General features: G+C 42.5%; 13 protein-coding genes, 1 tRNA gene and 1 pseudogene. 7 read left to right on the top strand and 8 right to left on the bottom strand.

Annotated elements, in window-relative coordinates; translation table 11 throughout:
- The 6 genes and pseudogenes from rplK to deoC form a co-directional block, all read right to left on the bottom strand.
- Positions 1–103 (bottom strand): annotated as a pseudogene (rplK, locus tag ENH88_RS00075) (50S ribosomal protein L11); the annotation flags it as partial.
- Between the two features lie 215 nt (positions 104–318).
- Positions 319–876 carry a transcription termination/antitermination protein NusG gene (gene nusG / locus ENH88_RS00070; RefSeq protein WP_304178193.1) on the bottom strand — a complete coding sequence of 186 codons (558 nt, stop codon included), beginning with the start codon at positions 874–876 and terminating at the stop codon, positions 319–321.
- 4 nt (positions 877–880) lie between these two features.
- Positions 881–1,258, bottom strand: a complete 378-nt coding sequence (gene secE / locus ENH88_RS00065; RefSeq protein WP_182732022.1) for a preprotein translocase subunit SecE — start codon at positions 1,256–1,258, stop codon at positions 881–883.
- Between the two features lie 129 nt (positions 1,259–1,387).
- A tRNA-Trp gene (locus ENH88_RS00060) sits at positions 1,388–1,464 on the bottom strand.
- A gap of 213 nt (positions 1,465–1,677) precedes the next feature.
- Entirely contained in the window at positions 1,678–2,178 is a 501-nt protein-coding gene (locus ENH88_RS00055; RefSeq protein ID WP_304178191.1) for a hypothetical protein, read from the bottom strand.
- Positions 2,165–2,914 (bottom strand): deoxyribose-phosphate aldolase, encoded by a 750-nt coding sequence (deoC, locus tag ENH88_RS00050; protein WP_304178189.1) that lies wholly within the window; start codon positions 2,912–2,914, stop codon positions 2,165–2,167. The genes ENH88_RS00055 and deoC overlap by 14 nt, the downstream gene beginning before the upstream one ends.
- A 276-nt stretch (positions 2,915–3,190) precedes the next feature.
- Between deoC and cysG the strand changes: the two genes are divergently transcribed.
- From cysG to cysQ, 6 genes are all read left to right on the top strand, one after another.
- Positions 3,191–4,612 (top strand): siroheme synthase CysG, encoded by a 1,422-nt coding sequence (cysG, locus tag ENH88_RS00045; protein WP_304178187.1) that lies wholly within the window; start codon positions 3,191–3,193, stop codon positions 4,610–4,612.
- Between the two features lie 61 nt (positions 4,613–4,673).
- Positions 4,674–5,573 (top strand): sulfate adenylyltransferase subunit CysD, encoded by a 900-nt coding sequence (gene cysD / locus ENH88_RS00040; protein ID WP_145238271.1) that lies wholly within the window; start codon positions 4,674–4,676, stop codon positions 5,571–5,573.
- Positions 5,573–7,000 (top strand): sulfate adenylyltransferase subunit CysN, encoded by a 1,428-nt coding sequence (gene cysN / locus ENH88_RS00035; protein WP_182732017.1) that lies wholly within the window; start codon positions 5,573–5,575, stop codon positions 6,998–7,000. The genes cysD and cysN overlap by 1 nt, the downstream gene beginning before the upstream one ends.
- A 30-nt stretch (positions 7,001–7,030) precedes the next feature.
- A complete protein-coding gene (locus tag ENH88_RS00030; RefSeq protein ID WP_304178181.1) occupies positions 7,031–8,755 on the top strand; it encodes an SLC13 family permease in 1,725 nt (574 codons plus the stop codon).
- Between the two features lie 37 nt (positions 8,756–8,792).
- Positions 8,793–9,392 (top strand): adenylyl-sulfate kinase, encoded by a 600-nt coding sequence (gene cysC / locus ENH88_RS00025; protein ID WP_304178177.1) that lies wholly within the window; start codon positions 8,793–8,795, stop codon positions 9,390–9,392.
- A 3-nt stretch (positions 9,393–9,395) separates the two neighbouring features.
- Positions 9,396–10,166, top strand: a complete 771-nt coding sequence (gene cysQ / locus ENH88_RS00020) for a 3'(2'),5'-bisphosphate nucleotidase CysQ (RefSeq protein WP_304178174.1) — start codon at positions 9,396–9,398, stop codon at positions 10,164–10,166.
- A 433-nt stretch (positions 10,167–10,599) separates the two neighbouring features.
- Here cysQ and ENH88_RS00015 read toward each other — a convergent pair whose 3' ends face one another.
- On the bottom strand, positions 10,600–11,349 hold the full coding sequence (locus ENH88_RS00015; RefSeq protein ID WP_304178171.1) for a tetratricopeptide repeat protein: 750 nt from the start codon (positions 11,347–11,349) through the stop codon (positions 10,600–10,602).
- A gap of 224 nt (positions 11,350–11,573) precedes the next feature.
- On the opposite strand from ENH88_RS00015, the gene ENH88_RS00010 reads away from it, so the two are divergent.
- Positions 11,574–11,765, top strand: coding sequence for a hypothetical protein (locus ENH88_RS00010; RefSeq protein ID WP_304178169.1), 192 nt, complete (start codon positions 11,574–11,576; stop codon positions 11,763–11,765).
- Between the two features lie 72 nt (positions 11,766–11,837).
- Here the strand turns inward: ENH88_RS00010 and ENH88_RS00005 are convergent, their stop codons facing one another.
- A complete protein-coding gene (locus ENH88_RS00005; RefSeq protein ID WP_304178164.1) occupies positions 11,838–13,097 on the bottom strand; it encodes an aromatic amino acid transport family protein in 1,260 nt (419 codons plus the stop codon).
- Positions 13,098–13,361: the final 264 nt, after the last annotated feature.

The raw sequence follows: 13,361 nt of genomic DNA, 5'->3' as shown, positions 1-13,361 counted from the left end.
TGTTTACACCGTGTTGACCTAGTGCTGGACCTACTGGAGGACTAGGGTTAGCCATACCAGCAGCAACTTGTAGCTTGATTAGAGCTTCAACTTTCTTAGCCATTATAAATACCTCATTAGGTGGGTCTTAGCCTTGTGCGCGCGAGGACGCGTACTCTAACGGCTTCCCAGTTTAAAAATTGGTTTCTCACTTTCTGTAAGCAAATCAAGAAACTCTTGTTCTGAATACAAAAAGGCCGCTGATTATAAGTTAATCAGCGGCCTTTTTCAAGCTTTATACCAAACATTAAAACATTTGGCATAAACCATTTAATTTAATTAGCGATCTTGCTCAACTTGACCGAATTCAAGGTCAACTGGTGTTGAACGACCAAAGATAAGTACCGATACTTTTACGCGGCTCTTCTCATAGTCAACTGCTTCAACCACACCGCTGAAGTCAGCAAATGGGCCATCAACAACACGTACCACTTCACCTGGTTCAAATAACGTTGCAGGTTTAGGTGCTTCAGCATTTTCTTGTAAACGGTTAAGGATACGATCCGCTTCTTTAGCGCTAATTGGTGCTGGACGATCAGACGTACCACCAATAAAGCCCATAACACGCGCGGTGCTATTTACTAAGTGCCAGCTTTTATCGTTCATATCCATTTGGATAAGTACATAACCTGGGAAGAACTTACGTTCAGATTTACGCTTTTGACCTGCGCGCATCTCAACCACTTCTTCAGTAGGTACCAATACTTCACCAAAACTATCTTCCAAACCTTCGATCTTGATATGCTCAAGAATAGTTTGTGCAACACGCTTCTCATAACCAGAGAAAGCCTGTACTACGTACCAACGTAGTTTCTTTTCGTTGTTCTCATCCGACATGGGATCAGATCTCCAATCCAGTTAAAAAGCCTACTGCGCGGAATAAAATGCCATCTAATCCCCAAAGGATAAGTGCCATAATCGCAGTTGCAACCATTACAATAAATGTCGTATGGGTAGTTTCTTGGCGCGTAGGCCATACTACTTTACGTACTTCGATGCGTGCTTCTTTTGCAAAAGCAAGAAAGGTACGCCCTTTTTCAGTTTGTGATGCAATCCCCAAACCTGCGGCAACAGCAACAACAACACTAATAGCACGTAATAACACAGACTGATCTGCGTACATATAGTTACCAACTACTGCGCCTGCAAGTAGCGCAATTGCCACAAGCCACTTTACTGAATCCATCGCACTTGATGGCGTTTCTACATTCGTGCTCATAATATTATTACCTTAACTACAGACACAACAACCCTACACTATGGCAGGGTTAATCCATTAAAATCCAAACTTAAAAACAGACTTATTTAAACCGATTTTTAATCCTAGACTTACCCACTAACAGGAAATTGGCAGGGGCGGAGAGATTCGAACTCCCAACCGTCGGTTTTGGAGACCGCTGTTCTACCAATTGGAACTACGCCCCTGCAAAGTGGATGCCTATTATACTTACGCAATTCATTAACACAAGTGTAAAAGATACCCATAAGTCAAAATCTTAAAGGTGAATTAATCTGTTAGCCTAAATTTAAGTTATTTCGCTCCTTTTACAAGTGACAAACCATAATAACGCACAAGTATAGTCGATTTGCTGTTTCTGCCATTTTCATCTGTGTATTGATGATCTTTTGCGGTTGGAGTTACGCTAACTGCAACATTTCACCCTGATAAAAATCACAAAGCAGCCAAATCTGTTGAAAAGGATGGCTAAGCGGTATCGTTATATTCTGTAACTCAGCCTCAAAATCCGCTTTATGCCAAATAGTACTGGCGTTACGAATAAGCAGCCATGTTTGCTCTGATTGATAATACTTTTTTCCTTTTTGTGCTAATAATCGCTGCAGTGCACAGTGCAATCGCTGCTCACTTGGTTGCATTGCCATATCAGCAAGATCTCGTTGCATACCGATAGATAATGGCCTGCCGAGCACCGCCATCGCTTCTGTTTCGCTGGCATATAAATGCGCTATTTCAATATCGAGCTTCTGTTCATTACGATAACAACTAATATCCGGTTTACTCGGCTGGTTATGCCAAATATGGCGCATTGGAATACCAAAGCGCTGTTCGTAGCAACGCAAGAACAACTTGCCGGCATCATGCTCAAGTTGTAATTTTTCTTGTTCACTATGACGCGTCATTCAGTACCGCATATACATCAGCTAACAGGCTTGATGCACCAAATCTAAATGTTGACGGATTTAAATAGCTTTCTCCCATAATATCAGTGGCTAGCTGTAAGTAATTACTTGCATCTACAACCGTTTTTACGCCACCGGCAGCTTTAAAACCCACTACACGTTGCGATTTTTTAATCGTACTTAACATTACTTCGGTTGCTTCAAGGGTGGCATTGATAGCAACTTTGCCGGTGCTGGTTTTAACAAAGTCAGCACCACCGGCAATTGCTATTTCTGTCGCCAAGGTTATCAACTGCGCTGTTTTTAACTCGCCAGATTCTATTATTACTTTTAATTGTACGTGTTCAGGACAACACTCTTTACTGGCACACACATACTCCAGCGCTGTGGCTTCGTCCCCCGCTATTAATGCCTGATACGGTAACACCAAATCAATTTCGTCAGCGCCGCGCTCTATGGCAATTAATGTTTCATTTATTACTTCACTTAGTTCACCGTTGCCTGAGGGAAAGTTAGTTACCGTCGCCACTTTGACATGACTCAACTCACGCTCAGCTAAAGCAAGCTTGGCGTCATCAACAAACTCACTGTAAACACACACTGCAGCCGGAATACCTAGGTTGGGCTTAATACTAGCAACCAAGGCCTGTATTGTTGCAGCACTATCATTATTATTTAAACTGGTTAAATCCATTAATTGCACGGCCAATGCCGCATCAGTCAGTTGCGTTGTCATAAATCCACCAAGTAAGTTCATGTATAAGTAATAGTACCAAATTTAACTATTCTCGCTATAGCTAATAACCAAACACTCTAAGCTGGTTATAGATTCATCATACTACTTGCAACTCGCCGCAATCACCTGTTAACTAAGGCTTAAGCCAAACCGAACCACCATATATAACTTTTGGTTATATCAACTGGGTTTTAATTATTTTTTACTTCGCTTGCGGCGCTATATTCTGCGTTTCTGAAAGCATTTATGCTGCGATTCACTCAAGGGGTTTACCAAATGCAATATTTACCTATCTTTACCAAGCTCGACAACAAACCCGTATTGGTTGTTGGCGGTGGAGAGGTTGCGTTACGTAAATGCCGTGCATTTTTAAAAGCACGTGCTGCTGTTACTTTAGTTGCACCTTGGTTTTGTGATGAACTTGTTGAACTGGGTAATAATAATGAAGTAACGCTAATTACTGCGTATTTTAACGAGCAACACCTAGATGGCATGATGTTAGTTATTGCAGCCACTGATCTGGAAGATGTAAACGCACAGGTATTTGAACTGGCCAATGCGCGCAATATTTTTGTAAACGTGGTGGATGATCAACCTAAGTGCAGCTTTATTTTTCCTTCAATTGTTGATCGTGAGCCAATTACCATTGCGATTTCCAGTGCTGGCACTGCGCCGGTATTAGCACGGCGCTTACGCGAGAAATTAGAAACGCTTATTCCACAACATATTGGCCCACTTGCAAGTTTAGTTGGCAGCTTTCGCGACAAAGTAAAACAGCGCTTCACCAGTTTTGCTGATCGTCGCCAATTTTGGGAAACCGTGTTTGATTCATCGGTCGTTAGTAAAGTACAAACTGGCGATACCAGCGCAGCTGCTGAGCAACTTGAACAATTACTCGATGCTAAACCTGAACCTGAAGGCGAAGTGTATGTGATTGGTGCAGGTCCTGGTGATCCTGAGTTGTTAACGCTAAAAGCACTGCAATTAATGCAGCAAGCTGATGTAGTGGTATACGACTATTTAGTCTCTGATGAAATTATGGAACTAGTGCGCCGCGATGCTGATTTAATTTGTGTGGGTAAACGCTTAGGCGATCACAGTGTCGCCCAACAAGACACTAATCAAATGCTAGTTGACCTTGCCAAGCAAGGTAAAAAAGTCTGCCGCATTAAAGGTGGCGACCCGTTTATTTATGGCCGTGGTGGTGAAGAAGTTCAAGTATTAGCGCAAAACCAAGTGAGCTATCAAATAGTCCCTGGTATTACCGCCGCAGCCGGTTGTAGTGCCTATGCGGGTATTCCGCTTACTCATCGTGATCATGCCCAAGCCATACAGTTTGTTACCGGTCACTGTAAAAAAGATGGCCAAGAACTTGATTGGCAATCGCTAGCTAAACCAAACCAAACTTTAGCTATTTATATGGGGGTGATCAAATCACCGCATATTCAAGCACAGTTGTTAAAACATGGCCGCGATGCAGATACTCCAGTGGCTATTATTGAAAACGGTACTCGCAAAAATCAACGCGTAGTGACCGGTAAATTAGGTGAACTGGCCGACTTAATTGAGCGCCACAGCATTATTTCACCGGCATTATTAATTATTGGTGAAGTTGCGTCATTACATGAGCAACTTCATTGGTTTGGCGAAAAAGCCCAAACCAGCAGCTTTGCACAGCCGCTTACTGGCGTGGCATAAGCATTAACCGATTTAAATTTTTTAGATTTTAACTTTAATCATTTTAGTAGGACGACTAACAATGGCTTTAACTCACCTTCAGCAATTAGAAGCTGAAAGTATCAAAATCATGCGCGAAGTGGCTGCTGAGTTTGAGAACCCAGTTATGCTTTACTCTATCGGTAAAGATTCATCGGTACTTTTACATTTAGCGCGTAAAGCGTTTTACCCAGGTAAAATTCCATTTCCATTGCTTCACGTTGATACCAACTGGAAGTTTAAAGAAATGATCGAATTTCGCGATCGCCTAGCCAAAGAGTATGGCTTTGACTTGCTCGTCCACAAAAATCCTGAAGGCTTAGCGATTGATATCAGCCCATTTACCCATGGCTCGGGTAAGCATACCGATATCATGAAAACCCAAGGCTTAAAACAGGCGCTTGATAAATACGGTTTTGATGCCGCCTTTGGTGGTGCACGCCGCGACGAAGAAAAATCTCGCGCTAAAGAGCGTGTTTATTCATTCCGTGATAAGCACCACAGATGGGATCCAAAAAACCAACGTCCTGAACTTTGGAATACCTATAACAGCCAAGTTAACCCTGGCGAAAGCATTCGTGTATTCCCGCTTTCTAACTGGACTGAACTTGATATTTGGCAATATATCTATCAAGAAAACATCGACATGGTTCCGCTTTACTTAGCTAAAGAGCGCCCTGTTGTAGAGCGTGACGGTACTTTGATCATGGTTGATGATGAGCGTATGCCGCTTAAAGAAGGCGAAGTACCCATGATGAAATCTGTTCGTTTTCGTACTTTAGGTTGTTACCCACTTACCGGTGCAGTGGAATCAACAGCCAGTACACTGACTGAGATTATCGAAGAAATGCTGCTATCTACGTCATCTGAACGTGAAGGTCGGGTAATTGACCACGATTCAGCAGGTTCAATGGAGAAGAAAAAACGTGAGGGCTATTTCTAATGTCTATTAATACTAGCGATACAATTAACGAAGTAAAAGCAATTGGCATCGACGCCTATCTTGCTCGCCAACAAGACAAAAGCCTATTGCGTATGCTGACCTGTGGTAGTGTGGATGACGGTAAATCAACCCTAATTGGCCGCCTACTGCACGACAGCCACCAAATTTATGAAGATCAGTTAGCAGCACTGCATAAAGATAACGAAAAAGTCGGTAATGCCGGTGAAGAGCTCGATTTAGCACTACTGGTTGACGGCTTACAAGCTGAGCGTGAGCAAGGCATAACTATTGATGTAGCGTACCGTTACTTTTCAACGGCTAAACGTAAATTCATTATTGCTGATACTCCAGGGCATGAGCAATACACCCGCAACATGGTAACCGGTGCATCAACCAGTGATGTAGCGATTATTCTTGTTGATGCGCGCTACGGTGTGCAAGTACAAACTAAGCGTCACAGCTTTATCTGTGATTCATTGGGTATTAAACAGTTTGTTGTTGCCGTGAATAAAATGGATATTGTTGATTTTGACGAAACCGTTTATGAGCGCATTAAAGCCGATTATTTAAAATTTGCCGAGCAACTTAACGTATCTAACATTAAGTTTGTGCCTATGTCGGCGCTTAAAGGCGATAACGTAGTAACACGCTCAGAGCACACACCATATTACACAGATAAACCACTGCTTGAGTTATTAGAAGACTCACCAGCAGCTGAAACAGACACTGGCTTTGAAGCGCGTTTCCCTGTGCAGTATGTAGTACGCCCTAACCTAAACTTCCGTGGTTTCCAAGGTACTTTGACCTCAGGAAAATTACGCGTTGGTGATGCTATTAAAGTATTGCCATCAGGTAAAACCTCAAGCATTAAAGAGATTGTCACCTTTGACGGCAACTTAGACACAGCCGAAGCTGGTCAAGCAATTACTTTAACGCTTAACACTGAAATTGATATTAGCCGAGGGGACGTGATCGTTCCTGCTGATTCAACAGCGACTGTAACTAACCAAGTACAAGCAAAGCTTGTGTGGATGCACGAAGCGCCGCTGGTACTGGGTAAAAGCTATAACTTTAAGCTAGGCAGTAAAAATACTTCGGCTATCGTGAAAAAGATTGATCACACCATTGATGTGAACACCCTTGAACACGGCAGCGCAGACAGCCTGCAGTTAAACGAAATCGCGATTGTGACCCTAGAATTGACCGAAACCATTTTGGCCGATGCCTATCACAACAATCACGAAACTGGTGCCTTCATTTTAATCGATCGGCTATCTAACCTAACCGTTGCCGCCGGTATGATTGAGAATGTACTTGCTAAGCAAGAGCAAACTGGTAACTTTAGTGAGTTTGAAGTTGAATTTAATGCCTTAGTACGCAAGCACTTCCCACATTGGCAAGCGCTTGATATCTCAAAGCTTAAATAATCAACATTGCCTGTTAAGGACGTATAAAGCATGTATCAACAGCTAGTATTAACAGGTATTATGCTAACTTTAGTCGGGTGCCTGTTTGGCACGCGGCTAAAGCCAGCATGGCTTTTTGTTAGCGCAATTGGCACCGCTTATCTTGGTGGCTTAATCGAGCTTGAAGATATGCTGATCAACTACGCTAATCCATCACTGATCACCTTAGTGTTATTAGTGTTAATTTCTATCGCGATTGAAAAAACCACGCTCGTACAAAAGCTTGCCCAGTCATTATCAAAAGGAAGTTTGACCAGCTCAGTCACTAAGTTGGGGCTTTCGACTGCGTTTTTATCCTCATTTACCAATAACACCGCGGTTGTCGCATCACTTATTAGCGCCATTAAAGACAGCCCAACTCATTCACCATCAAAGCTGCTATTACCGCTGTCGTATACTGCGATCTTGGGCGGCACAATTACCTTAATTGGTACTTCAACAAATTTAATCGTCAATGGTTTTGCCGTTGATGCAGGCATGGCACCGCTAGGCTTTTTCGACTTTACCTTAGTTGGCTTAGGTGCATTAAGTGTGGGCCTGATCACTATTTTAGTGATGCTAAAATATCTGCCAGACAACGGCAAAAACGATCAAGAAGTGGTGCCTTTTTATCTCGAAGGTAAAATAGAAGAAGGCTCAAAACTAATTGGTAAAAGCGTAGAAGAAAACGGCCTACGAGAATTAAAAGACTTATTCCTTGCCGAGATCTTACGTGACGATAAACGTATTTGCGCGGTTACCCCGCAACATGTGATTAAATCAGGCGACGTATTGCTGTTTGTTGGCGACATAAAATCAGTGCCACTGCTGACCCGTTTTGACGGGCTAAAAATCGTGCACGACAACCATGAAAAAGACGTAGAACACCTTGTGGAAGTGGTGGTGAGTCAATCGTCAAAGTTTATTGGCAAAACAGTCAAAGAAATTCGCTTTCGTGAACAGTTTCATGCTGCTGTGATAGCCATTCGCCGTGGCCACGACCGCTTACAAGGTGGTTTAGGTAAAGTACAATTACAAGCGGGTGATTCATTGATCCTCGCTCCAGGTAAAGACTTTTATAGTTTGCCTAATTTAAAGCGCGAATTTGTGTATATTTCTGGGCTTGATTTACAAACCCACTTAGCACCGAAACAATCAAACTTAGTGCTCGCTAGTTTTGCTGGTGTGCTAGCTTTAAGCATTTTCGCTATCGTGCCTTTGGTAAAAGGTTTATTGGTACTGCTGATTGCTTTAATGCTTACTGGCACTATTAAGCTCAGCGAAGTAAAACGTCGCTTTCCGATTGAATTACTCGCCGTAGTAGGTAGTGCCATTGGCCTTGCTAAACTGATGATAGGCACCGGCCTTGCGGGGCAAATATCAGATGCGATGTTTTATGTATTAGGCGACTTTGGCCCTTATGGGGCATTTATCGCCATCTTTGTTATGACAGTAATGTTTACCGAACTGATCACCAACAACGCCGCCGCGGCACTATCATTCCCGGTCGCCTATGCATTAGCGATTGGTTTTAATGTTGATCCGCTGCCGTTTATTATGGCGGTGGCTTTTGGTGCATCAGCAAGTTTTATTTCACCGTTTGGTTATCAAACCAACCTGATGGTGTACAGCGCTGGCAACTATCGCTTAAAAGATTATGTATTAATGGGCTTACCGCTTTCTATTATTTATTCAATAACGGTATTAACCCTTATTCCGCTGGTGTTTCCGTTTTAAGCCAGCGCTACTTAGTATTTGATAAGAGAGTTTTACAATGGATGAGAACATTGTTTGGCATAACTATGCCATTACTAAAGCACAACGTAGCGAACACAAAAGCCATAAACCGGCTATCTTATGGTTCACTGGCTTTTCCGGCTCGGGTAAAAGTACCGTAGCAAACGCTCTTGAAAGCGCACTAAACCAGCAAGGTATTCATACTTACCTGCTTGATGGCGACAACGTACGCCATGGCTTATGTAAAGATCTAGGCTTTAGCGACGAAGATCGCATCGAAAATATTCGCCGCGTTGGTGAAACCGCCAAGCTAATGGTCGATGCTGGATTATTGGTACTCACCGCATTTATTTCCCCATTTCGCGCTGAACGCGATATGGTAAGAAACTTAGTCGATGACGGTGAATTTATCGAAGTGTTTTTAGACACGCCGCTGGACGTATGCGAAAGTCGCGATCCAAAAGGCTTGTATAAAAAAGCCCGTGCCGGTGAAATAAAACACTTCACAGGTATTGATTCAGACTATCAAGTACCTCATTCACCGGAAATAATTTTAGATACCAGCAAAAACACTCTAGACCAATCGGTGCAAGAGCTGATAGCGTATCTAAAACAACAGCAAATTATTAAAGGTTAAGTCATGAACCAAACGGAACTGCTCGAAGAAATACTGATCCTCGCCCGCCAAGCTGGCAGCGCTATTATGGGGATTTACGAAAAGGATTTTAACGTTGAGTACAAAGCCGATGAAAGCCCAGTAACCGACGCCGATCTTGCAGCCCACAAAGTGATAGCCAATGGCCTAGCCCACTTAACCCCAGACATCCCAGTACTCAGTGAAGAAAGTGCCGATATCAGCTGGGATATCCGCCAAACGTGGACCCGCTATTGGCTGGTTGACCCAATCGACGGCACGAAAGAATTTATTAAAAAGAACGGTGAGTTTACCGTCAATATCGCCTTGATTGAAAACGGCAAACCTATCTTAGCTGTGGTAGATGCCCCTGCCCTAGGCGTGTCTTATCTGGCAGCAGAGGCCATCGGCGCATTTAAAGACCGAGGTGATGAGCGCATTGAGCTTAAAGTCACCACCAAGCCTAACAAAGGGCTTATTCGTGTCGTCGGCAGCCGCTCGCATCCATCACCGGATCTAGCCGAGTTTGTAAAACGCTTTGATAAGGTGGAAATGGTCTCAAAAGGCAGTTCACTAAAACTGTGTTTAGTCGCTGAAGGCAGCGCCGACATCTACCCACGCCTAGGCCCAACCTGTGAATGGGACACCGGCGCCGGCCACGCTATAGCCGAAATCGCCGGTGCAAAAGTCACTAAGCTCGACGGCAGCCCGCTTGTTTACAATACTAAGGATGAATATTTGAATCCGTATTTTGTGGTGAGTGTGATAGAAGAATAAGAGCTTTCAGCTGTAAGCTATCAGCCGTCAGATTAAGAGCAGATCGGCGTTAAATTAATCACCGTTGGCTGGGTTGAGTATAGTGACGTAGGCTGGGTAGAGCGAAGCGAAACCCAGCATGTTTAAGCCACAAGCTGTAGAGCTTTAAAAGTTGTAAGCCCGACTCTTCACTCGTAGGAGATGGCTTCAGCCACGAAAAATCTTGCTCTGCATTCTATTTGAAAAACTAATGTCACCACAGAGCTCACCGAGGCGCTTCGCGCTGCACAGAGAGTTTTAGCCATAAGCGGTAGAGTTTTAAGCGATAAGTTGTAACCCTAGCACTTCACTCGTTAGGAGTTGGCTTCAGCCACGAAGAGCTCTAGGTAGTGGTTTGAGAGCAGCAAGGATTTAAACCATAATTTTTAAGTTGTAAGCTTGAACCATTCGATTGCTAAGTTATTTTATTCGCTCGTGCTGCTTTTTCTGCATAAAAATAAGTTGATTGCATACTCAAAGGCTTACTCAACAGCCCAGTTTCTATATTATTCAATACAGCTAGGTTTTTCTTTGCAGGTTCATAGTCTGGATCAAGCGCTAACGCTTGCTCAAAGTAATCTCGCGCTTGTGTATAATCCTGTAACATTAAATAACAAATCCCCAAGTTCCCTTTAGCCTGCACATGCTTAGGCTGATTTGATGCAATCACTTTAAACAAGGGAATAGCTTTTTCGTACTGCTCTGTTTGGAGTAATTCAAAGCCCTTATCGAAACGTTCTGAATCTTCAAGGTACTGTTCAATAGTAAAACCTGTCGGCAAGCCTTTTTCAACTAACTCAACAATTTCTTTAGACGCAGTAATAACGTCTGTATCTTCTGGTGACGCATGCTTCAATGCTGCAACATGGTGCTTAATAGATAAATCAACCTTTCCAGTTTTTTGATAACTAATCGCCAGGTTATAGTGAGCTAAAGCATATTCACCATTAACTGCTATGGATTTCAGCAAGTTTTGTATAGCTAAGTTATAATCACCTTTGAGTACAGCCATTATACCGACCCCATAATAGGTCAAGTAATGACGTGGGTACTTTTTAGCTGCTTTTTTCAGCAAGTACTTACCCTGCTTCGCATCGCCATGCTGCAGAAAATAAAATGCATCCTCTAAGATATCTTCGAGGTATAAGGTTGCTTTATCGACCACTTTGATCTCCATTACTACTTTGGTTAAATAGACCTAACTGTTGTAAACCATCAATTTTAAGTTGTAAGTTAAAACTCTTCAACTAATGAATAATCACCAAGGCACTTCACGCTCCATAGAGGCTTTAGTCATGAAACATTCCTCTATCTAAAAAGCCTCTCGTAAAATCAGCCATTGTGTTTTAACATTCATGGTTCAATTAATTGATTCTACGGGAAGAAGTAATGACAACGATTGAAAGTGCGATTGATTCAGCCTACCAAGCACAAATTAAAAACCTTTATAATGCGCTAAGCCAAGCTGTGCTGACAGCGAATGGCGATGCAGATGCGATTAGTGCTGCTGAAACAAGTTTCAAAAAAGGCCTAGCCTTTGCCGCTGATATTAGAGCCCGCGCCCTAGCTGCAATAGCATAATCTAAAAAGCCCTGTAAGTTTGTCACCTGCAGGGCTTTTATTTAAGCTAACTAAAGTCTCTACAGCTACTCGCTAAGCAACAAAGCCATAGATCAAAGCAGCTACCGCTAATAAGCCTACCGCTAACACGAACAAGGTGCTAAAGCGGCCACGGTATTTTTGTAATGCTGGAACTTTATAAACAGCAATCATCGGCATGATGAATAAGATCATCGCAATAATCGGCCCTGATAGTTGGTCCATCATATCCAAGATACTTGGGTTTTTAACGGCACAAAACCAAATAGCCAAGAACATGATAGCAACGCCAATTTTATCGGCGCTTTTCATCGACAAACTTGTTTGCTTCGTCACCAGTCCATTAAAACTCTCTCGCGCACCTAAAAAATGACCTAAGAAAGATGAAGTGATAGCAATAAATGCCACCAATGGGCCAAAGGTGGCAATAAAGGAATTGTCTGTCACATTTGCAAGATAAGATAACACTGACACGTTCTGCGCTTTGGCTTGCAGCATTTGCTCTGGCGTTAAAGATAGTACACACGAAAATACAAATAACAGCACGAATACAATTAACAGCAAGCTAGTGCGCTTTAGAATCGCCTCAGACTTAGCTGTCGCTTGATTACCATAATGGCCTCGTTGCACGTTTACAAAGCTTGAGATCGCCGCTGCGTGGCTAAATGAGAACACTATAATAGGAATTGACAGCCACAGTGTTTTACTGAAGCCTGCAAACTCAGGAAAGGCCATATTTGGTACTTGCCAGCTCGGAATTAAATACAACGATAAAAACAATAAAATACCGACTAACGGATACACTAAAATCGCAAAAGCACGCAACATTAGCCTTTCACCACCGAGCATGAGGCTGATCATACCGGCAACTAACACACCTGAGAGTAGCACCCGAGAAGGGGATTCCATACCAAGCTGATTAACTATAAAGCTATCTACTGTATTGGTTAAACCAACGCCATAGATCAGTAAGATTGGAAAGATTGATAAGAAGTACAATAGAGAAATTAATCTACCCGCATTAGCACCAAAATGCTCTTCAACTACATCGGTAAAATCTGCATCTTTGTTCTTTGATGACAATACAAAACGCGCTAAGCCACGGTGGGCTAAAAATGTCATCGGTAACGCCATACACGCTAAAATGATTAGCGGCCAAAAACCGCCAATACCAATATTAATTGGCAAAAACAAAATACCAGCACCGACTGCAGTACCAAAAAGACTCAACACCCATTGGGTATCATGAAAATTCCATTTCGATTTACTTGTTGTCACTGCGTCAAACTGCGCAGCATCAGTGGAAGAGTTCATGCACTTCACCTATTAGTATAATAATTTGGCAAGAGCATATAGAAATCAACTCACTATTGCAGTTTTTGGCGACATAATTAACTAAATATTACAGCCTATTTTGTAATTACTGAGCTACTTATACCAATACTATTTATTAAGTGATCAAATTTGTCCATGCTCTAAAGCACATATGCTTAATGTTAGTAATATTTGAACGAAACACATTCCACGCTCTACTTACTTGCTCCACAATGTCGTCATAATCTGAAAAAGTACGATTAG

The sequence above is a fragment of the Pseudoalteromonas prydzensis genome (assembly GCF_011050055.1).
Lineage (GTDB): Bacteria > Pseudomonadota > Gammaproteobacteria > Enterobacterales > Alteromonadaceae > Pseudoalteromonas > Pseudoalteromonas prydzensis_A.
This window is presented reverse-complemented; position numbering and strand designations above follow the sequence as displayed.

What these genes read in the sequence shown, in the direction of transcription:
- cysC (WP_304178177.1), top strand. Translation starts at nt 8,793, where the DNA reads ATGGATGAGAACATTGTTTGGCATAACTATGCCATTACTAAAGCACAA.
- deoC (WP_304178189.1), bottom strand. Translation starts at nt 2,914, where the DNA reads ATGACAACGCAACTGACTGATGCGGCATTGGCCGTGCAATTAATGGAT.
- cysD (WP_145238271.1), top strand. Translation starts at nt 4,674, where the DNA reads ATGGCTTTAACTCACCTTCAGCAATTAGAAGCTGAAAGTATCAAAATC.
- nusG (WP_304178193.1), bottom strand. Translation starts at nt 876, where the DNA reads ATGTCGGATGAGAACAACGAAAAGAAACTACGTTGGTACGTAGTACAG.
- cysG (WP_304178187.1), top strand. Translation starts at nt 3,191, where the DNA reads ATGCAATATTTACCTATCTTTACCAAGCTCGACAACAAACCCGTATTG.
- ENH88_RS00005 (WP_304178164.1), bottom strand. Translation starts at nt 13,097, where the DNA reads ATGAACTCTTCCACTGATGCTGCGCAGTTTGACGCAGTGACAACAAGT.
- cysN (WP_182732017.1), top strand. Translation starts at nt 5,573, where the DNA reads ATGTCTATTAATACTAGCGATACAATTAACGAAGTAAAAGCAATTGGC.
- cysQ (WP_304178174.1), top strand. Translation starts at nt 9,396, where the DNA reads ATGAACCAAACGGAACTGCTCGAAGAAATACTGATCCTCGCCCGCCAA.
- secE (WP_182732022.1), bottom strand. Translation starts at nt 1,258, where the DNA reads ATGAGCACGAATGTAGAAACGCCATCAAGTGCGATGGATTCAGTAAAG.
- ENH88_RS00055 (WP_304178191.1), bottom strand. Translation starts at nt 2,178, where the DNA reads ATGACGCGTCATAGTGAACAAGAAAAATTACAACTTGAGCATGATGCC.
- ENH88_RS00010 (WP_304178169.1), top strand. Translation starts at nt 11,574, where the DNA reads ATGACAACGATTGAAAGTGCGATTGATTCAGCCTACCAAGCACAAATT.
- ENH88_RS00030 (WP_304178181.1), top strand. Translation starts at nt 7,031, where the DNA reads ATGTATCAACAGCTAGTATTAACAGGTATTATGCTAACTTTAGTCGGG.